Below are 20,155 nucleotides of genomic sequence, written 5' to 3'. Positions count from 1 at the left end.
GGGGCGCGCTCCGGGCCCGCTCAGCCCGACGCGCCCGGCCCCAGGTTGGCGCGCATGCATGCGTCGAAGGCTTCCCGCGTAGCGGCCACCGTCACGTCGACCTGCAGCCAGCGGCCGCGTGCATCAAGCCGCCGTGCGCGGAAGTAGTGGCGGTATTGCAGCGCGGCGGCGGCCACCGGTGGCGTCACCCGCGCATTCCACGATTCGATCGAGAAGCCGTCGGCGTCGAGCCATTGCAGCAGCCGCGACAGGTCCGCATCGTCGGGCGGCACGACGAGGTCGACGTCGTTCAGCAGCGCATCGGCGGCGGCATCGTCCGCTGCCGCCGCGAGCTGTCGCGCGAAGCCGCCGATCACCGCGAACGCGAAACCGGCGTGCGTCAGCGCGGCAACCAGCGCGCGGGCCGCGTCGGCGTCGCTCGCGAGCGGCGCCTTGCGGCACACGAGCGCGTATTCATGCGTGCGGTCGGTGGCGCCGGCGCCGTGCGGCGCGGGACCGTCGGCGCGCTCGTAGATCAGCACGCGTTCCTCGTGCAACACGAAGCGCTCGCCGAGCAGCCGCGCGACATCCCATGCAAGCGGCACGAACCGGCCGCCGACCCGCAGGTTCTGCGCCATCGCGATGCACCAGCCGCCGGGTTCGAGCAGCGCATGCACGCCGGCGAACACGTTGCGCATCCGTTCGAGATACGGCGCATAGCAATCGACGCCGTACAGTTGCCCGTCGCGCGGGCTGTCGGGCAGCCCGGCGCAGCCGAAGTACGGCACGCTCGTCAGGCACAGCGTGAACGGGCCGCCGGTGCGGCGTGCCGCGGCCTGCGTCGCGTCGCTCGACAGGTCGCCGGCCAGCACCGGGTAGCGGGCGGCTGGCGCGCCCGTGCGCGCGAGTCGTTCGCGTGCGAATGCGACGCGCGTCGGGTCGATCTCGACGCCAAGCGCCGGCACACCGCATCGCGCGGCCGCGACGAGCGTCGTGCCGAAGCCGCCGAACGGATCGACGATCCAGCCGCCCGGCGTCGCGTGGCTGCCGATGAACGGCACCATCTGCTCGACCCAGCCGCAATCGCGCGCGGCAAACGCATCCCGCGCGCGCAGGTCGGCGGGCAGGGTGGTGTCGGCGGCCTCGTCGGTCAGGCGCAGCCAGCTAGTCACGAGGGTCATCGTTGCTCCACAGGATGTCGCGCGCTGGATGCCAGCCGGCGCACAGGTTGCCGTTCGGGTGGAACACGAGCTTGTACACGGCGTCGCGCAACTCGTGCTCGCGCATCGCGCCGTAGTCGGAGGTCTCGAACACGACCTCGAAGCCGTCGCGATGCGTCCAGCGCGCATTCCAGAAGTAGTAGCCGCCCGTCAGCGCGATCGGTTCGTACTGCGCGGAAAACGCGGCGTCCGCCGTGCAGGCAAGCAGCAGCGCGTCGATCGGAACCCGCGTGCGGTCGATGTAGCGCCGCGTCGCGTTGTGCCGATAGGTGTCGGGCAGCGCGGAGAACTCGCGGAAGATCACCGCGCGGGCGCCGAGCGCGCGCGCGTGGGCCAGGTAGCGGAGCACGTCCGCCGGCGTCTCGATGCCGCCGCGCTGCACGATGCAGACGAGCTTGACCGGAAAGTGCGCGCGCGCGGCGGCAAATGCCGTCTCGAATGCGTGCTGGTGCATCACGTGCCGGCCGGGCCGAAAGCGCATGATCGACTGGTTCACGTCGTCGCGGTCGTGATGACGCGACCATTCGAGCCAGGACAGCCCGAAGTCCGCGAGGGCCGGCAGCAGCGCGTCACCGTGTTCGACGAGCCCGGCGCCGTTCGTGTACAGCACGCTGCCGGTCGCGTCCGGACCGTCGTCGCCGGCCGCGCCGAGCGTCGCGACGAGCGACAGCAGCCAGCGCGGATCGTCCGTGTTCTCGAGCCCGGACAGCGAGTACGACAGCGGCACGCCGCGCAGGGCCCGCAGCGCACGCCGCAGCGTGTCGAAATAGTCAGCCGGCGGGCGCAGGCCTGCCGCGACCGGGCCCGACGCGGTTTCGTCGACCAGCGTTTCCGAGCAGAACCGGCAGCGTGCGGAGCAGGGCTGCGCCGCGGCGTAAGGCGTGAACGTGAGCGGCTGCGCGAAGCGGATCGTTCGGCCGGCAACGGTATGGACATGCCAGCGGCGGCTGTCGTCGGCGGGCGGCTCGCGCAACGCGAGCCAGGCGAAGCGCCGGGCGAGCGTGTCGAACGCGCGGCTGCGTGCGACGAGCGGCGCGACGGCGTTGGCGTGCGCGATCGGCACGAGCGGAATCGTGATCGGGGCGCGGGCACGGCTCGGGCGCGGCGAAGCACGCGTGCGTTCCGCTGGCGGGGCGTCGGAAGTGTGTGTCATGTCGTTGTTCTGGGGCGAGGCCCGCCGCCACGGCCAGGGGTGACCGCTCGAGGCGGTCTTCGGAATCCGGCGGGCCCGATGTCGTCGCCATGTTAGCGGAACTCGCGCGCGCTGCGCGTCGGGCGGTGCTGCACGCGCCACGCCATGAAAAAAAGCCCCGCACGTATCGTGCGAGGCTTTCTTGGTCAAGCAGCGGCGTGTGCTGCTTACTTCACGCGCATGCCGGGCTTCGCGCCGCTGTGCGGTTCAAGGATGTAGAGGCCCGGTTCGGCCTTCTCGTCGGCTGCCGACGCGGCGAGCACCATCCCTTCGGACAGCCCGAACTTCATCTTGCGCGGCGCGAGGTTCGCGACCATCACCGTCAGCTTGCCGACGAGCTGCTCGGGCTGGTAGGCCGACTTGATGCCCGAGAACACGTTGCGGGTCTTTTCCTCGCCGATGTCGAGCGTGAGCTGCAGCAGCTTGTCCGAGCCTTCGACGGCCTGGCACGCGACGATCTTCGCGATGCGCAGGTCGACCTTCGCGAAATCGTCGATCGAGATCGGCGCGTCGTCGGCACCGTTCGCGGCAACCGCCTTCGCGTTGGCCTTGGCGTTCTTCGCGTCCTTCGCGGCGTTGGCGGCGGTCGCGCCCGCGGCAGCGGCGCCCGCCGCGTCGGCCTGCAGCGAATCGCGGTTCGCGGCGAGCAGCGCGTCGATCTGCTTCGGATCGACACGCGTCATCAGATGCTGGTACGCCTTGATCGGCTGCGCCGACGACAGGGGCGTCGCGGCGTCGGCCCACGTGAGCGGCGCGACTCCGAAGAAGGCTTCGACGGCTTCGGCCACGCGCGGCATCACCGGCTTCAGCGCGAGCGACAGCAGGCGGAACGCCTCGAGGCTCACGCTGCAGGTTTCGTGCAGCGCGACCGCGTTGGCCGGATCCTTCGCGAGTTCCCACGGCTTCGCACCGTCGACGTACGCGTTCACTTCGTCCGCGAGTTCCATCGTCTGGCGCAGCGCGCGGCTGTATTCGCGTGCTTCGTAGTGTGCGGCGATCGACGCAATCGCATCGCGCAGCTTCGCGACCAGCGGATGGTTCATCGCGCTGTCCTGCACGCGGCCGTCGAAACGCTTGATCAGGAAGCCGGCCGCGCGGCTCGCGATGTTCACGTACTTGCCGACGAGGTCGCTGTTCACGCGCGCCTGGAAGTCGTCGAGGTTCAGGTCGATGTCTTCCATCGTCGCGTTCAGCTTCGCGGCGAAGTAGTAGCGCAGCCATTCGGGGTTCAGGCCGGTGTCGATGTAGCTCTGCGCGGTGATGAACGTGCCGCGCGACTTCGACATCTTCGCGCCGTCGACCGTCAGGAAGCCATGCGCGAACACGTTGGTCGGCGTGCGATGGCCCGAGAACTCGAGCATCGCCGGCCAGAACAGCGTGTGGAAATACAGGATGTCCTTGCCGATGAAGTGATACTGCTCGGCCGTCGAACCCGCGCGGATCCACGCGTCGAAGTCGATGCCCTCGCGGTCGCACAGGTTCTTGAAGCTCGCGTAGTAACCGACCGGCGCGTCGAGCCACACGTAGAAGTACTTGCCGGGCGCGCCCGGGATCTCGAAGCCGAAGTACGGCGCGTCGCGCGAGATGTCCCAGTCGGCGAGCTTGGCTTCACCGGCGTCGCCGAGCCATTCGCGCATCTTGTTGGTGGCTTCGGGCTGCGCGAGACCGCTGACCCATTCGCGCAGGAACGACTCGCAGCGCGGGTCGGACAGGCGGAAGAAGTAGTGCGTCGACGTCTTGCGCACCGGCGTCGCACCCGACACCACCGAGTACGGGTTCAGCAGTTCGGTCGGCAGGTAGGTCGAGCCGCACACTTCGCAGTTGTCGCCGTACTGGTCCTTCGCGTGGCACTTCGGGCACTCGCCCTTGATGAAGCGGTCCGGCAGGAACATTTCCTTGACCGGGTCGTACGCCTGCTCGATCGCGCGCTCGGCGATCAGGCCGTTTTCCTTCAGCGCGAGATAAATGTTCTCGCTCAGCACGCGGTTCTCGTCCGAGTCGGTCGAGTAGAAGTTGTCGAACGACACGCCGAAGCTGTCGAAGTCGCGCTTGTGCTCGGTCCACACGCGGTCGATCAGCTGCTTCGGCGTGAGGCCTTCCTTCTCGGCGCGCAGCATGACCGGCGTGCCGTGCGTGTCGTCGGCGCCGATGTAGTAGACCTCGTGGCCGTGCATTCGCATCGTCCGCACCCAGATGTCGGTCTGGATGTACTCGACCAGGTGGCCGATGTGGATCTGGCCGTTGGCATAGGGCAGTGCGGACGTAACGAGGATCTGGCGGCGGCCTTGCGGCGCCGTAGCCTGCACGGAAGTCAGGTCGGATGCGGACATAGGGTCTGTAGAAGAACGGCGGAAACGACGGAAACTGCGATTCTAGCAGGGGCGCGCGCCGGTCAGCCGGGGCGGGTGTTCGGGAGCGGGCGCCGCAACGGGCGAGAGGGCGGGGGGCGCGTGCCCGGTAGTGAAATGCTGCAATGCAGCACACGATTTTCGGGCAAAAAAAACCGGGGCGGATTCGGCCCCGGAGCAACAACGACAAGAGGAGAATGGTGACGCGCCGGCAGCGCCAGCCGCGTACCGTAAAGACAGACCGCAGGCCGCGACGGAAGTTCGAAATTTTTTTCGATTTGTTACGGATCCTGCTGGAAGCCTTGTGCGGCGGGGCTGAGCGCGTGGCGCACGGCCCCGTTCCCTCTCGTGGCGATGCTTACTGATGCTGCTGCGGCGCGCGCAGGTAGATCTCGACGCGGCGGTTTTGCGCACGGCCGGCTTCGGTCGCGTTGTCCGCGATCGGGTTCGACGCGCCCATGCCCTGGGCCGACAGGCGGCCGCCCGCGACGCCGCGCTGCACGAGCGCGTTCACGACGCTTTGCGCACGGTTCTGCGACAGCGTCTGGTTCAGTTGTGCCGAACCCGTGCTGTCCGTGTAGCCGACGACCGATGCCGTCAGTTGCGGGTTCTGGTTCAGCGTCGTCGCCAGGTCGTTCAGCAGCGGCGTGAAGGCCGGCGTGATCGCGTACTGGTTCGTCGCGAACGTCACCGAGCTCGGCACGTTCAGCTTCAGCGAGCCGTCCGGCTGCTCGGTCACTTGCGTGCCGGTCTGGGCGGCCGACGGTGCGAGCTTGTTCTTGATCGCTTGCCAGTTGTAACCGGTCACGCCGCCGACCAGTGCGCCGACGCCCGCGCCGATCGCCGCGCCCTTGCCGCCACCGGCCAGTGCGCCGATGCCCGCGCCCAGCGCCGCACCGGTGCCGGTGCCGACAGCCGCGTTGTTGCCTTGCTGCGTGGCGCAGCCTGCCAGCAATGCGCCGGCCAATGCGAAGACGGACAAGCGGGTAGCGATTTTCATGTTCATCTTGGATTCCTCTCTTTCTTGGTTGAACGAGTCGACAACGACGACAAACAACAGTTACGGCTCCCTCCACGGGTGCCCGAAAAAGGAGGGCAGGCCCGGGCGCGCGGCAGCCGCCGAGGCGGCTGCATGCCCTGTTCGCCAGCGTGGCTGTTCCGGACAGGGTGACGCGTCAGCCTCTACAATATAGGCGGTTGGCGGCCGATTTGGCCCCATAGCATGCCGCACGCGAAGAGTGCGCCGCCGCGCGCGTTCGCGCAATGGCATGCAACAGATTCTTTCACTTTTCCCGATTTTCGCAGCGTAATTTGATATTTTTTGACGTTTGCGCGGGAGAAAAACGTTTTCACGGAGTTTCGATGAGCATTGACCGGGCACAAGTCGACGCCGCACTGGCGGCTGTCGTCGACCCCAATACCGACCGTCCGTACGCGGCGAACAAGGGCGTGCGCAACGTCGCGATCGACGGCGACGCCGTGGCGGTCGACGTGGTGCTCGGCTATCCCGCGCGCAGCCAGCACGATGACGTGCGCGCGCGCATCGCCGCTGCGCTGAAGGCCGTGCCGGGCGTGCGCGACGCACGTGTCGCCGTGTCGCAGGAGATCGTCGCGCACACGGTGCAGCGCGGCGTGAAGCTGCTGCCGAACGTGAAGAACATCGTCGCGGTCGCGTCGGGCAAGGGCGGCGTCGGCAAGAGCACGACGGCCGTCAACCTCGCGCTCGCGCTCGCCGCGGAAGGCGCATCGGTCGGCATTCTCGACGCGGACATCTATGGCCCGTCGCTGCCGACGATGCTCGGCATTCACGGCCAGCGCCCCGAGTCGCCGGACAACCAGTCGATGAACCCGCTGGTCGGCCACGGGCTGCAGGCGAACTCGATCGGCTTCCTGATCGAGGAAGACAATCCGATGGTGTGGCGCGGCCCGATGGCGACGTCGGCGCTCGAGCAACTGCTGCGCCAGACCAACTGGCGCGAGCTCGACTACCTGATCGTCGACATGCCGCCGGGCACGGGCGACATCCAGCTCACGCTCGCGCAGCGCGTGCCGGTGACGGGCGCCGTGATCGTGACGACGCCGCAGGACATCGCGCTGCTCGACGCGAAGAAGGGCCTGAAGATGTTCGAGAAGGTCGGGATTCCGATCCTCGGCATCGTCGAGAACATGAGCATCCACATCTGCTCGAACTGCGGCCACGAGGAGCACATCTTCGGCGCGGGCGGCGCCGAGCGGATGGCGCAGGACTACGGCGTGAACGTGCTCGGCAGCCTGCCGCTCGACATCGCGATCCGCGAGCGCGCCGACAGCGGCACGCCGACGGTCGCGGCCGAGCCGGACGGCGCGCTGGCGCGGCGCTATCGCGACATCGCGCGCGGCGTCGCGCTGGCGATCGCCGAGCGCGCGCGCGACATGACGTCGAAGTTCCCGTCGATCGTTGTTCAAAATACGTAAAACCCTTGCGGGGCGGGGGCTCACGCTGTTTACGGCGCCGCGAGGCGCGGTATCATGGCGACTTTTCCCGGGTCCCTTTACCCACCCGGCATGGCGGCCGTATCAAACAGCCGCCAGCCGGCATGAGGATCGAATGAACCAACGACATCACGGCGTGCGCGCCGGCCGCGCGCGGCGCGCGCTGCTGGCCGCCGCCGCGCTGGGCCTGCTGGCCGGCTGTACCTCCTTTTCCTCGTCGCACGAAAAGCGCGCCGACGCGCAGTTGCAGCCGACGGTCGGCTCGCAGGCACGCGGCGCGGTGACGTTCGTCGAACGCCCGGACGGCGTCCAGGTCACGTACAACCTGGTCGGCCTGCCGCCGAACAGCGATCACGCGCTGCAGGTGCACGAGCGCGGCGACTGCAACGCGGGCGACGGCTCGAGCGCCGGCCCGGTGTTCGCGCCGGCCGCCGAGCGCCTGCGCGCGGGCGCGCGGGTCGCCGGCGACCTCGGCAATATCCATGCGGACGCGAACGGCGTCGCGGCCGGTTTCATCGTCGCGCCCGATCTGGCCCTCGATGGTGTGCGCTCCGCGCTGAACCGGGCGGCGCTGGTGCACCGCGACCCGAGCGATCCGATCTTTTCGCAGCATGGCGCGGGCGCTGCGCTCGCGTGCGGCGTGATCCGTTGACGGTCGCCGCGTGCGCGAGCCGATGATCGCGTAAAATGTGCGCCTTTCCCGGCCGCCGCCTCGCGGGTACGGCCGTCACCGACTGTCACGCAGCGTTTCCAGGCGCCCCGATATGAAACGACCCCAACGCTCACTTTGTTCGCTGCCCTCCGACGGGGCGCTCAGCCTTCCTGGGACGGCCCGGAGGCTGGCATGAGCATCAAGTCCGACAAGTGGATTCGGCGCATGGCCGAAGAACACAAGATGATCGAGCCGTTCGTGCCCGATCAGGTTCGCGCGTCCGAGGATGGTCGCCGGATCGTCAGCTACGGCACGTCGAGCTACGGCTACGACATCCGCTGCGCGGACGAATTCAAGATCTTCACCAACATCAATTCGACGATCGTCGATCCGAAGAACTTCGACGAGGGCTCGTTTGTCGATTTCAAGGGCGACGTGTGCATCATCCCGCCGAACTCGTTCGCGCTGGCTCGCACCGTCGAATATTTCCGCATCCCGCGCACCGTGCTGACGGTCTGCCTCGGCAAGTCGACGTACGCGCGCTGCGGGATCATCGTCAACGTGACGCCGTTCGAACCCGAGTGGGAAGGCTACGTCACGCTGGAATTCTCGAATACCACGCCGCTGCCCGCGAAGATCTACGCGAACGAAGGGGTCGCGCAGGTGCTGTTCTTCGAAAGCGACGAGGTGTGCGACGTGTCGTACGCCGATCGCAGCGGCAAGTATCAGGGTCAGCGTGGTGTCACGCTGCCGAAAACCTGATCTGGTTGCATATCGTCTCACCGGTTTCCGGGTGACCGCTGCGCGTGACGCGCCGCGGTCGTTCTTTTTGGAGAATCGCCCATGAAGTTTCGTTTTCCCGTCGTCATCATCGACGAAGATTTCCGCTCCGAGAACATCTCGGGCTCCGGCATCCGGGCGTTGGCCGAAGCGATCGAGAAGGAGGGCGTCGAAGTCCTCGGCCTCACGAGCTACGGCGATCTGACGTCGTTCGCGCAGCAGTCGAGCCGCGCGTCGTGCTTCATCCTGTCGATCGACGACGACGAACTCATGCTCGGCGAAACGGGCTCGGACGGCGAACTGCCCGAGCTGGCGACCGCGATCATCGAGCTGCGCGCGTTCGTGACCGAAGTGCGCCGCCGCAACGCGGACATCCCGATCTTCCTGTACGGCGAGACGCGCACGTCGCGGCATCTGCCGAACGACATCCTGCGCGAACTGCACGGCTTCATCCACATGTTCGAGGACACGCCGGAGTTCGTCGCGCGCCACATCATCCGCGAGGCGAAGGTCTATCTCGACTCGCTCGCGCCGCCGTTCTTCAAGGAGCTGGTCAAGTACGCGGACGAAGGCTCGTACTCGTGGCACTGCCCGGGCCACTCGGGCGGCGTCGCGTTCCTGAAGAACCCGCTCGGCCAGATGTTCCACCAGTTCTTCGGCGAGAACATGCTGCGCGCGGACGTCTGCAACGCAGTCGACGAACTCGGCCAGCTGCTCGACCACACGGGCCCGGTCGCGGCCTCCGAGCGCAACGCGGCGCGCATCTTCAGCGCGGACCACCTGTTCTTCGTGACCAACGGCACGTCGACGTCGAACAAGATCGTCTGGCACGCGACGGTCGCGCCCGGCGACATCGTGCTGGTCGACCGCAATTGCCACAAGTCGATCCTGCACGCGATCACGATGACGGGTGCGATTCCGGTGTTCCTCACGCCGACGCGCAACCACTTCGGCATCATCGGGCCGATCCCGCGCGACGAATTCAAGCCGGAGAACATCCGCAAGAAGATCGAGGCGAACCCGTTCGCACGCGAAGCGCTGCGCGAGAATCCGGACTTGAAGCCGCGCATCCTGACGATCACGCAGAGCACGTACGACGGCGTCGTCTACAACGTCGAGATGATCAAGGACCTGCTCGGCGACCTGCTCGACACGCTGCACTTCGACGAAGCGTGGCTGCCGCATGCGACCTTCCACGACTTCTACCGCGACATGCACGCGATCGGCGACGGCCGTCCGCGCACGGGCGCGCTCGTGTTCGCGACGCACTCCACGCACAAGCTGCTCGCGGGCATCTCGCAGGCGTCGCAGATCGTCGTGCAGGATTCCGAGAACCGCACGTTCGACAAGCACCGCTTCAACGAGGCGTACCTGATGCACACGTCGACGAGCCCGCAGTACGCGATCATCGCGTCGTGCGACGTCGCGGCCGCGATGATGGAGCCGCCGGGCGGCACCGCGCTCGTCGAGGAATCGATCGCCGAGGCGATCGACTTCCGCCGCGCGATGCGCAAGGTCGACGCCGAATACGGCGACGACTGGTTCTTCAGCGTGTGGGGCCCGGACGACCTGTCGGAAGAAGGCATCGGTTCGCGCGAGGACTGGATGCTGAAGCCGAACGACCACTGGCACGGCTTCGGCCCGCTGGCGGAAGGCTTCAACATGCTCGACCCGATCAAGGCGACGATCATCACGCCGGGGCTCGACGTCGACGGCGAGTTCGGCGAGACGGGCATTCCGGCCGCGATCGTCACGAAGTACCTGGCCGAGCACGGGATCATCGTCGAGAAGACCGGCCTGTACTCGTTCTTCATCATGTTCACGATCGGCATCACGAAGGGCCGCTGGAACTCGATGGTGACCGAACTGCAGCAGTTCAAGGACGACTACGACAACAACCAGCCGCTGTGGCGCGTGCTGCCGGAATTCGTCGCGCAGCATCCGCGCTACGAGCGCGTCGGCCTGCGCGACCTGTGCACGCAGATCCACGACGTGTACCGTGCGAACGACATCGCGCGCCTGACGACGGAGATGTACCTGTCGGACATGGAGCCGGCGCTGAAGCCGTCGGACGCGTTCGCGAAGCTCGCGCACCGCAAGATCGACCGCGTGCCGCTCGACGAGCTCGAAGGCCGCGTGACGAGCATCCTGCTGACGCCGTACCCGCCGGGCATTCCGCTGCTGATCCCGGGCGAGCGCTTCAACAAGACGATCGTGAACTACCTGCGGTTCGCGCGCGACTTCAACGAACGCTTCCCGGGCTTCCATACCGACATCCACGGCCTCGTCGCGGAAGAAGTGAACGGTCGCGTCGAGTACTTCGTCGACTGCGTGCGCGACTGATGGCGACGCAGGGACGAATCCGGACGATGCGCGCGGCGCTGGCCGCGCTCGTCGTCTGGGCCGCGTGGTCGGCAGGGCCGGCGGGGTTGAATGCCGCGCATGCGGAAGTGGCGGCGGCCGACCCGATCGACGTCGCGATGCGGCAGTGTCTCGCGCGGCGCGACCGGTCGTCGACGGCCGGCCAGATCCAGTGCATGGGCGAGGCGCAGCAGCAGTGGCAGACGGTGATGGACCGCGCGTACCAGCGCCTGTCGGACGATGCGCCGGCCGACGTGAAGCGCGGCTGGCAGGACAGCCAGCGCCACTGGGTCACGTGGCGCAAGGATGAAATTCAGCTGCTGAAGGCCGTGTACGACACGACGCGCGGCACGGCATACGCGATGTCGAGCGCCGACATGCAACTGCAGCCGGTGCGCGATCGCGCGCTGGCGCTACGCGCGGCGGCCGACCGCTATGCGCCGCCGCCTGCCGCCGTGCCGGTGGCCGCCACGAGCGGTGCGCAGGGCGGTGTGAGCGCGGCGCCGGGCGCCGCCGCGGCAGTCGGCGGCAAGCCGGCGAACGGGTCGCGCGATCCGGCGATCCGCCGCGTGCGGCCGTGCGGGGAGGATGCCGCGTGCGAGCATGCGCTGTTCGATTTGAACCGCTATTACCAGAAGCTGCGTCGCAAGATGCCCGCGCATTCGACCTCGACGCTCGTGCGCGCGCAACGCGCATGGGTCGGGTTCCGCGATGCGACCGCGCCGCTCGTCGGCGAGGACGGGCGCGTCGACCTGATCGGCGCGCGCATCGCGACGATGAAGCGGCTGTCGGAGACGGCCGGCAACAAGTAGGCATCGCCGCGACGCCGGTCATCCGGCGCGGCAACGCAAAACGGGCACCCTCGGGTGCCCGTTTGCATGTGGCGTGCCGCGTGCGGCGCTTACGCGGATTGCTGCGTGTCGAGGCCGCCGAACCACGACGGCACGAGCGCGACCGCATCGTCGAGTGACGTGAGCACGTGCAGGCTCAGCGCGACGATCTCGGGCGTCGGCGCCTTCAGGTCGGGCACGGTGACGACCGATGCGCCGGCGCCGGCGGCCGACTGCGCGCCGAAGTCGCTGTCCTCGAACGCGACGCACGCGTGCGCCGGCACGCCGAGGCGCTCGGCCGCGAGCCGGTACACGGCCGGGTCGGGCTTGCCGCGCGCGACTTCGTCCCCGCCCGCGATCGCGCGGAAGAACGGCAGCACGCCGACCGCGTCGAGCCGTGCACGGATCACGTCGCGCGCGGACGATGACGCGACCGCGCACGGAATGCCGGCCTGCGCGAGCGCCTCGAGCAGCGCAAACGCGCCCGCTTTCAGCGGAAACTTCGGATGGGGTTCGGGCGCGGCGAGCTGTTCGCGCACGAGGAGGCGCACGGCGTCGAACGTATCGGTGTCGCCGATCAGCCGCGCGAGAATCACCTGGCCTTCGGCGAACGAGCGCCCGACGATCTGCAGGTAGTCGATCTCGGTCAACGTGACGCCGTGTGCGTTCGACACGTCGATCCACGTGTTCATGATGGTCCGCTCGGAATCGACGAGCAGGCCGTCCATGTCGAAGAGCGCGGCGGAGAAGGTCATCGGCGGTATCCGGGAAGCGGGGCAGGCAATGGGCGGCGCGGCGGCCGCCCGAATGAGAAACGGACGCCGGAGGCGTCCGTCCGGGACGACGGGCTTACGTGCCGAGCGCGGCGCGGGCAGCCTTGACCGCCGCACGCACCTGGTCGGGCGCGGTGCCGCCCGCGTGGTTGCGGCTTGCGACCGAACCTTCGAGCGTCAGATAGCCGAACACGTCGTCGCCGATCAGGTGCGCGACGTTCGGCAGTTCCTGCTTCATTTCGTCGAGCGTCAGGTCGGCGAGGTCGATCCCGCGGTCGTCGCAGATCCGCACCGCGTGCGCGACGGCTTCGTGCGCGTCGCGGAACGGCAGCCCGCGCTTCACGAGATAGTCGGCGAGGTCGGTGGCGGTCGAGAAGCCCTGCAGCGCGGCCGCGCGCATCGCGTCCGGCTTCACGGTGATGCCCGCGACCATCTCGGCGAAGATCCGCAGCGTGTCGGCGACGGTGTCGACCGTGTCGAACAGTGGTTCCTTGTCTTCCTGGTTGTCCTTGTTGTACGCGAGCGGCTGGCCCTTCATCAGCGTGAGGAGCGCCATCAGGTGGCCGTTCACGCGGCCCGTCTTGCCGCGCGCGAGCTCGGGCACGTCCGGGTTCTTCTTCTGCGGCATGATCGAGCTGCCGGTGCAGAAGCGATCGGCGATGTCGATGAAGCCGACGCGCGGGCTCATCCACAGCACGAGTTCTTCGGAGAAGCGCGACACGTGCGTCATCACGAGCGCGGATGCCGCCGTGAATTCGATCGCGAAGTCGCGATCCGACACCGCGTCGAGCGAGTTCGCGCAGATGCCGTCGAAGCCGAGCGTCTTCGCGACGGCGTGACGGTCGATCGGGTAGCTGGTGCCCGCGAGCGCGGCCGCGCCGAGCGGCAGGCGGTTCACGCGGGTGCGGCAGTCGCGCATGCGTTCCGTGTCGCGCGTGAACATCTCGACGTACGCGAGCAGGTGATGGCCGAACGTGACCGGCTGCGCGACCTGCAGGTGCGTGAAGCCCGGCATGATCGTGTCGGCGTTCTTCTCCGCGAGGTCGATCAGCGCGCCGCGCAGGTCGTTCAGGAGGCCGCCGATGCGGTCGATCTCGCCGCGCAGCCACAGACGGATGTCGGTCGCGACCTGGTCGTTGCGCGAGCGGCCCGTGTGCAGGCGCTTGCCGGCGTCGCCGATCAGCGCGGTGAGGCGCGCCTCGATGTTCAGGTGGACGTCCTCGAGATCCAGCTGCCATTCGAATTCGCCGCGCTCGATCTCGCCCTTGATCTGCGTCATCCCGCGTTCGATCGCGGCGAGGTCGTCGGCGCTGATGATCTTCTGCGCCGCGAGCATGCTCGCGTGCGCGAGCGAGCCGGCGATGTCGACGAGCGCGAGGCGCTTGTCGAAAAACACCGACGACGTGTAGCGCTTGACCAGCTCCGACATCGGTTCCGAGAAGCGGGCCGACCAGGCCTCGCCCTTTTTGTGCAGTTGGGACGTCATGGCGATTCTTCGAAGGGGAGTTGGGCGGCGTGCGCCGCCGAGGGAATCCCGCAATTCTAACATTCGCGGGGCTGACGGCCGGCGCGCGCCGGTCGCGAACGGGCGCGGATTACCGCGGGCCGCAGGTCAGCGGGCCGATCCGCGGCAGCGTGCCGTCGTCCGGGCGCCGGTAGGCGAACGCGACCGCGCAATCGCGGCCGCCGCCGGAGATTTCCAGATGGTTGTTCGCGACGAGGCCGTCGACGAAGGTCAGGCCGTCATAGCCGACGATCGTGCGCTGACCGCTTTCGACGTGGCGAACCTCGAGCCCGGGCGGCAGCGGCGTGCCGTCCGGCGCGCGCAGCGCGATCGACGCGGCGCTGTAGCGTGTCACGGCGAAGTGCGCGAGCACGCCGGAGCGCGCCTGCGGCACGACATCGAGCGTCGTGTCGGCGATCCGTGCGTCAGCGGGCAGCGCGGTGCCGTCGATCGCGACGCGATTGCTCTGGTACGCATTCAGGTCGGGCACGAGCAGGTAGCCAGCCCGGTTCGTCTCGCCGATCAGCCGGTTCTGGTGCAGCACGGGCACGCGCCCGGTGTCGGTCGAGACGAGCGCGAAGCCGTCGTCGACGCGGCGTGCCGTCATCAGCTGGCCGTTCATCAGCACGATCGCGCCCGTGACGTCGACCGACGCGTTGCGGTGCCCGTCGAACGACTGCGCGAGCAACGTGACCTCGCCCGCGCGGCCGAGATACTGCAGCTGGCCCTGCGCGTAGCGCATGCCTGCGTTGGCGCCCGCCTGCACGTTCCAGCCGACGCCGCCGCCATAGTCGGGCGGCCGTGTCGCGCTCAGCGTGTAGGTCGAGTCGCCGTTCTGCCGCCCGGCGTTCGCCGAGACGGACATGTTGCCGCCGAGCCCGATGCTCAGGCTCACGAAGAAGCCGCGCGTGTCGCGCTGGCGGAAGTCCTGGAAGCCGCTGAACGTGATCGAGGTCAGCCCGCCGAGATTGACCAGGTAGGCGATCGAGCCGATGCGCGAGGCGGCGACACCCGGATACTTGAGGCCGAGATAGCTGAACGACAGCGTCTGCATGCGCAGGAACGGGAATGAGACCGTGACGCGGTCGGTGGCGCGCGACACCGGCACGCCTTCGCGGCTGCCGAGATCGCTGTAGTCGCCGAAGGCGCGCAGCGTCTGGGCATCGATGGAGAAGCGCGGCGTCACGTACTGGTAGCCGATGCCGGCCTGCATGCCCGTGCGGCCCGGCGCGCTGAGCGCCAGCGACGCGTTCGCCACGCCGCGTTCGCCCAGACGTGCGAGCGCGCCGGCGCCTGCGTTGTAGACGCCGGCCGTCGCTTCCGCGTGCGCCTCGACGGTCAGCCGCTCGCTGATGCCGAAGCGCAGCGAGCCGCTCGCGGCCGGCGTGCGCGCATAGTCGAACGAATCGGCGCCATAGGCGCGGCGCAGGAACCCGGCTTCCGCCGAATAGCTGGCGAGGCCGGGGGCGAGCAGGCGCGTGTCGACGTACAGCGGAATGGACGTCGCGATCGAGCGGCCGAGCGCGTCGCGCGTGACGACGGTTGCGTTGCCCGCGCCGGTGATGCCGGGCACGCTGTTGATCACGAACGGCCCGCTCGGCACGTTGCCGCTGAACTGGCGCACGTTGTTCACGTACAGGTCGACCGAGGTCGGCACGACCGCGCTGCCGGACAGCGCGGGCACCGGAAACGTGACCAGATCGGGGCGCAGGCCGAAATTACTGCGCCACTGCACGCCGCCGATGCGCAGCGAGCGGGTCCATGACAACGACGACGAAATCGTGTCGCCGATCTGGGTCGTCGTGAGCGTGCCGGGGTTCGAATGACTCCACGACGTGTCGTAGCGCACATAGCGCCGGCGGTCGTCGTACAGATACGCGACGCCGGTGCTGCTGAATACGCCGTACGGATCGAAATAGCGCGCCTCGCTCCAGACCGCGAGCGGGGCATGGGCGATGGTCTGTGCGTAGGCGTCGTAGTTCAGCACGAAGCCGCGGCCGGACGTGGCAGGCGGCGCGGCCGCGAGTGCGCGCGTATCGAACGTGTGCGGGATGCGCAGCGCGTCGGGCACGCGCAGGTCGAGCGTCTGCCGGCCCGCGTCGTAGTCGTAGCGCAGCCCGGCGAGCGTGTCGAGGGCGACGAGCGCGTTCGACGGCTCCGGCGTGCGGTCGTTCGTCCGGTCGTTCGTCGCGATACCCAGGTCGTTCAGGTCGGCGGAGGCCGCGTACAGTCGTCCGCCGATTTGCTGGAAGCGTGCGATCCGGTGCGTCGGTTCGCCATTGACCGAGACGTCGAGAAACAGTGCGTCGGATGCGGGCGCGGGCATCGGCGCAGGCATGGGCGTGGGCGTGGGCCCCGGCCCCGGCCCCGGCCCCGGCCCCGGCCCCGGCCCCGGCCCCGGCACCGGCATGGGCGCAGGCACGGGCACCTGCACCGGCGCGGCAGCCACCTGCACCGGCGCCGTTAGCGCGCAGCCGGGGCCTGCATGCAGTGTCAGCTCCAGTGCAAGCAACGCGGCGGCGTGCCGGGCATATCGTGCGGGGCAGGCAGCAGCCTGGAGGGCCGTGCGCGTCGTCGGAACGGGCAACGTCGTGCGATCCTTCCGAGCCGGATCAGGGCGGTGTCAGCCGCGCTTCGACCGGCTGCGCGTTGACGGTCGCCTGGATCCTGACGAATGTCGCCGGGCCCGCATCCAGCTTGAGCGGCCAGCGCCGCGTGCTGCCCGCGAGCGCATAGCCGAGCAGGCCGCGCGTGACGTCATGCACGGTGCCGCGCGCGTCGATGAGCCGAACCGCGGAAATCTGAGCACGCCGTCCACCGCGGTTGTCGACCGCGAGCCGCGCACCGGCGCCGTCACGCTCGACGCGCCAGTCAAGGTTCGGGGACGCCGGTGCGCCATCGGGCTCGACGAATACGGGCACGGAATAGCGCAGCCGGATCGTGACGCCGTTCGCGACCGGCGTGCCGGGCGCGGGCAGTTCATCGATCAGCACGCGATAGCTTTCCTCGGCGGGCGGCGCGCCGCGGCTCGTGCGCACGAGCCGGATCAACTGCTCGGCGTTCGCGCCGATCTGCAGCAGCGGCGGCGACGCGGCGAGCGTGTCGGTCGGCGTCATCACGTCGTCGCCGTTTTGCTGCGTCCAGCGATAGGTGCGGACCTGGCCGTAGATCGGCTGTCCGCCAGGATTGCTGAGCGTCATGCTCGCGGCGGCGGCCGACGGCGCCAACTCGATCGTCACGGGCGTGATCTGCAGCGTGGCGGCGGATGCGGCCGCGCACGCCGACACGACGCACAGCGCGGCCAATGCGCGCGGGAACCCTGCCATGGCGCGTCAGAAGTACACGGTGGCGGTGACGGAGGCCTGGTAGGTGTCGGGCTTCGGCGTCGCTTGCGCGGGCACCTGGCCGTACACGTTCAGCACTTGCGCGGAACCGGTGCCGGTGCCGCCGACCGTGTCGGTGCCCTGCGTGTTGCCCCAGATCGTCGAGTGGCCCGAGTCCTGGTAGAGCTGATAGCCGACCGTCGTGCCGGTATTGCCGGTTGTCGTGCCGCCCATCAGCCGGCTGGTGACCGTCGAGCCGCTTACCGTGCCGCCGTCGAGTCCGACGTTGTAGGGCGTCGAGTTCGTGCAGGTGACGGAGACCGTGGTCTGCTGGTTGACTGCCGACGCGAGCACACCGGCCGTGCCGAATGCAAGCGGGTTCGCGGCGATCGTACAGTTGGCCTGGATCGTGAGCGTGACGTTGAATTGGGTGGTGGCGGTGCCGTTCGAATAGACTGCCGCAATGGCGACGGGCTGCAGCGCGGGCGCGAATGCGAAGCTGGCCGCGAGCATGGCCGAAAGAACACGACGTCGGGAATCGTTCATTATGATTGTCTCCTGCCGTTCAAGGGGTCGCCCGGACGCGGAGTGCCTGCCGCGTGGTCTGTTGCCGGTCGCCGTAACCGCTCTGTCGTTGTTGGAAGACTACTCCACGGATTCAGGGGCGCGCAATCGAGAAAACGCCGACCCGGAACGCATTGTGCGGGGTTGCGGACCGATTGCCAGTGGCCCATTTGACATGGATCAAGTAACAGTGCGAACGATTGATGCGCGGCCGGATACGATGAGGCGCCGCCAGGGCCGGAAGCCCGGTCGAGCGGACGAGCATGTTCGGGGGGAACGCATGGCGGATGACGAATTCGACACGGCGCGCCGCTGGATGCGCGCGCTAGCGTGCGTGCTGCTGGCCGCACTGCTCGGCATGCCATGGATGTCGGCCCGAGCGGACACGTGTTCCGTGACGCCGCCGGCGCCGAGCTTCGGCTCGGTCAGTCCGATCACGCTGCAGGCTTATACGACGAACAGCACGATGACGGTCAGTTGCACGTGGGATGCACTGAGCGTGAACACCGGCGTGCTCGTTTGCGTGAACCTCGGCGGCACGAGCCCGCGCTACCTGACCAACGGGACGAACCAGATGCAGTACGACCTGTATCAGGACGCCGGCTATTCGCAGCCTTGGGGCGCCGTCAGTGCCGGCACGACGCCGATCTCCGTCTCGTTGACGAAACCGGTGCTCGGCACGACCGCGAGTACCAACGTGACCATCTATGGCCGCATCGCGTCGAACCAGCCGACCGTGCCGACCGTGAACAATGCCAGCACGGTCTATACGCAAAGTTTCGCCGGCAACCAGGCCGCCTACAGCTTCAGTTTTTCGCTGCTCGGCGTGCTGCCGACGCCATGCGCGTCGCAGTCGACGGCCGGCACGATGAGCTTTGCCGCTACCGCCACCGTCGTCAACAACTGCATCATCAGCGCGACCGGCGTTGCGTTTCCGGCTGCGGGCGTGCTGACGTCGGCGCTGAGCGCGAGCGGCTCGATCAGTGCGCGGTGCACGAGCGGCGATGCATTCCAGATCGCATTGAACGGCGGGGTCAGCGGCAGTGTCGTCGCACGCACGATGCAGCGCACGGGCGGCGGCTCGGTCAGCTATCAGCTCTATCAGGACAGCGGCCACACGCAGCCGTGGGGCGACGGCACCGGCGGCACGTCGATGGCGACGGGCACCGGCAGCGGGTTCGCGCAGGCGATCACCGTGTACGGCCGCGTCCCCGCGCAGACGACGCCGGCGCCCGGCAACTACAGCGACACCATTACCGCGACGATCAGCTTCTGAGTCGCGTCAATCGCGCACCAGCACGACGAGCTTCAGGTCCTCGCGGTGTGCGGGCTTCAGCGTGATCTGCTGGTACATGAGCCGGCCGTCGGCCGGATGGTCGAACTCGCGCAGGCCGCCTTCGCGCTCGAATACGTCCTGCGACGCCCAGTACTGCGCGAACGCGTCGCTGCCAGCCATCAGCGCGTCGATCAGCGCGCGGGTCGGCGCGTCGGCGAGGTGGCGGATCGAGTCGGCGCGGAATTCGGCCGCGAGCCGGCGCGCGCGGGTTTCCCAGTCGACGATCAGCGTGCGCGCGGCCGGCGCCATGAACGTGAAGCGCAGCAGGTTGCGGTCGTGCTCGCCGTCGAGCCAGCCCGTAAACAGCGCGGCGGCCGGCGCGTTCCAGGCGAGGGCGTTCCATTGCCGGTCGAGCACGTAGGCAGGCGTGGCGATCGCGGCGACGGTCGCCGCGAGCGTCGGCGGCAGGTCGCCGGCCGCGACGTCGGGCTCGGCCGGATCGCGCTGCGCGGCCAGCTCGAACAGGTACGCGCGTTCGGCCTTCGACAACTGCAGCGCGACGGCGATCCGCGCGAGCGCGTCAGCCGACGCCGACACCGGGCGGCCCTGCTCGATCCACGTGTACCAGGTCGGGCTGACGCCGCACAGCTGCGCGACTTCCTCGCGCCGCAGCCCCGGCGTGCGGCGGCGCGGGCCGGGCGGCAGGCCGACGGCCTGCGGCGACAGCCGTTCGCGATGCGCGCGGATGAATTCGCCGAGCGCGCGGGCGGGCGTGGCGTCGAGCGGCGGGGTGGGGGCGGAGGACGGCTGGTTCATGCGGAAACGGCTGAAACGACGAAAAAGGGCGCGGGACGCGCGGCGAAGATCGGGCCGGAAATCAG

The 20,155-nt window shown here is 68.6% G+C and carries 16 protein-coding genes; 6 read left to right on the top strand and 10 right to left on the bottom strand.

Annotation, left to right across the window (positions count from 1 at the left end; genetic code table 11):
• Positions 1-20: 20 nt before the first annotated feature.
• The 4 genes from LMA02_RS12425 to LMA02_RS12410 all read right to left on the bottom strand — a co-directional run bounded on the left by LMA02_RS12425 (position 21) and on the right by LMA02_RS12410 (position 5,745).
• Entirely contained in the window at positions 21-1,160 is a 1,140-nt protein-coding gene (locus LMA02_RS12425; RefSeq protein ID WP_228905200.1) for a DNA methyltransferase, read from the bottom strand.
• Positions 1,144-2,352: a hypothetical protein gene (locus LMA02_RS12420; protein ID WP_228905198.1), complete on the bottom strand. Its 1,209-nt coding sequence runs from the start codon at positions 2,350-2,352 to the stop codon at positions 1,144-1,146. The genes LMA02_RS12425 and LMA02_RS12420 overlap by 17 nt, the downstream gene beginning before the upstream one ends.
• A gap of 206 nt (positions 2,353-2,558) precedes the next feature.
• Positions 2,559-4,721: a methionine--tRNA ligase gene (gene metG, locus LMA02_RS12415; protein ID WP_228905196.1), complete on the bottom strand. Its 2,163-nt coding sequence runs from the start codon at positions 4,719-4,721 to the stop codon at positions 2,559-2,561.
• Positions 4,722-5,097: 376 nt separating this feature from the next.
• Positions 5,098-5,745, bottom strand: a complete 648-nt coding sequence (locus LMA02_RS12410; protein WP_006755121.1) for an OmpA family protein — start codon at positions 5,743-5,745, stop codon at positions 5,098-5,100.
• Positions 5,746-6,101: 356 nt separating this feature from the next.
• Between LMA02_RS12410 and apbC the strand changes: the two genes are divergently transcribed.
• The 5 genes from apbC to LMA02_RS12385 all read left to right on the top strand — a co-directional run bounded on the left by apbC (position 6,102) and on the right by LMA02_RS12385 (position 11,816).
• On the top strand, positions 6,102-7,193 hold the full coding sequence (gene apbC / locus LMA02_RS12405) for an iron-sulfur cluster carrier protein ApbC (protein WP_228905194.1): 1,092 nt from the start codon (positions 6,102-6,104) through the stop codon (positions 7,191-7,193).
• 133 nt (positions 7,194-7,326) lie between these two features.
• Complete coding sequence (sodC, locus tag LMA02_RS12400) at positions 7,327-7,863, top strand: superoxide dismutase [Cu-Zn] (RefSeq protein WP_105787525.1); 537 nt, start codon at positions 7,327-7,329, stop codon at positions 7,861-7,863.
• A gap of 192 nt (positions 7,864-8,055) precedes the next feature.
• Complete coding sequence (gene dcd, locus LMA02_RS12395) at positions 8,056-8,625, top strand: dCTP deaminase (protein ID WP_228905192.1); 570 nt, start codon at positions 8,056-8,058, stop codon at positions 8,623-8,625.
• Between the two features lie 81 nt (positions 8,626-8,706).
• The gene (locus tag LMA02_RS12390) at positions 8,707-10,986 is read left to right on the top strand and encodes an arginine/lysine/ornithine decarboxylase (protein ID WP_138847327.1); all 2,280 of its coding nucleotides are present in this window, start codon (positions 8,707-8,709) and stop codon (positions 10,984-10,986) included.
• A complete protein-coding gene (locus LMA02_RS12385; protein ID WP_228905190.1) occupies positions 10,986-11,816 on the top strand; it encodes a lysozyme inhibitor LprI family protein in 831 nt (276 codons plus the stop codon). Before LMA02_RS12390 ends, LMA02_RS12385 begins: the two co-directional genes overlap by 1 nt.
• A gap of 89 nt (positions 11,817-11,905) precedes the next feature.
• Here LMA02_RS12385 and LMA02_RS12380 read toward each other — a convergent pair whose 3' ends face one another.
• The 5 genes from LMA02_RS12380 to LMA02_RS12360 form a co-directional block, all read right to left on the bottom strand.
• Positions 11,906-12,589: an HAD family hydrolase gene (locus LMA02_RS12380; protein ID WP_228905189.1), complete on the bottom strand. Its 684-nt coding sequence runs from the start codon at positions 12,587-12,589 to the stop codon at positions 11,906-11,908.
• Positions 12,590-12,683: 94 nt separating this feature from the next.
• Positions 12,684-14,093 carry an argininosuccinate lyase gene (argH, locus tag LMA02_RS12375; RefSeq protein ID WP_175696694.1) on the bottom strand — a complete coding sequence of 470 codons (1,410 nt, stop codon included), beginning with the start codon at positions 14,091-14,093 and terminating at the stop codon, positions 12,684-12,686.
• Positions 14,094-14,202: 109 nt separating this feature from the next.
• Positions 14,203-16,449: a fimbria/pilus outer membrane usher protein gene (locus LMA02_RS12370; RefSeq protein WP_228905179.1), complete on the bottom strand. Its 2,247-nt coding sequence runs from the start codon at positions 16,447-16,449 to the stop codon at positions 14,203-14,205.
• Between the two features lie 274 nt (positions 16,450-16,723).
• Positions 16,724-17,437, bottom strand: a complete 714-nt coding sequence (locus LMA02_RS12365) for a molecular chaperone (RefSeq protein ID WP_228905176.1) — start codon at positions 17,435-17,437, stop codon at positions 16,724-16,726.
• A gap of 6 nt (positions 17,438-17,443) precedes the next feature.
• Complete coding sequence (locus LMA02_RS12360) at positions 17,444-17,980, bottom strand: spore coat U domain-containing protein (RefSeq protein WP_228905175.1); 537 nt, start codon at positions 17,978-17,980, stop codon at positions 17,444-17,446.
• 298 nt (positions 17,981-18,278) lie between these two features.
• Between LMA02_RS12360 and LMA02_RS12355 the strand changes: the two genes are divergently transcribed.
• Positions 18,279-19,274 (top strand): spore coat U domain-containing protein, encoded by a 996-nt coding sequence (locus tag LMA02_RS12355; protein WP_228905174.1) that lies wholly within the window; start codon positions 18,279-18,281, stop codon positions 19,272-19,274.
• A 6-nt stretch (positions 19,275-19,280) separates the two neighbouring features.
• Here the strand turns inward: LMA02_RS12355 and LMA02_RS12350 are convergent, their stop codons facing one another.
• Positions 19,281-20,090, bottom strand: coding sequence for a helix-turn-helix transcriptional regulator (locus tag LMA02_RS12350; RefSeq protein ID WP_228905172.1), 810 nt, complete (start codon positions 20,088-20,090; stop codon positions 19,281-19,283).
• Positions 20,091-20,155: the final 65 nt, after the last annotated feature.

Origin of the sequence: Burkholderia sp. B21-005, from assembly GCF_020843965.1 — a bacterium.
Classification (GTDB): domain Bacteria; phylum Pseudomonadota; class Gammaproteobacteria; order Burkholderiales; family Burkholderiaceae; genus Burkholderia; species Burkholderia ambifaria.
The sequence above is the reverse complement of the archived record's forward strand: the minus strand, read 5'-3'. Positions and strand labels throughout refer to the sequence as shown.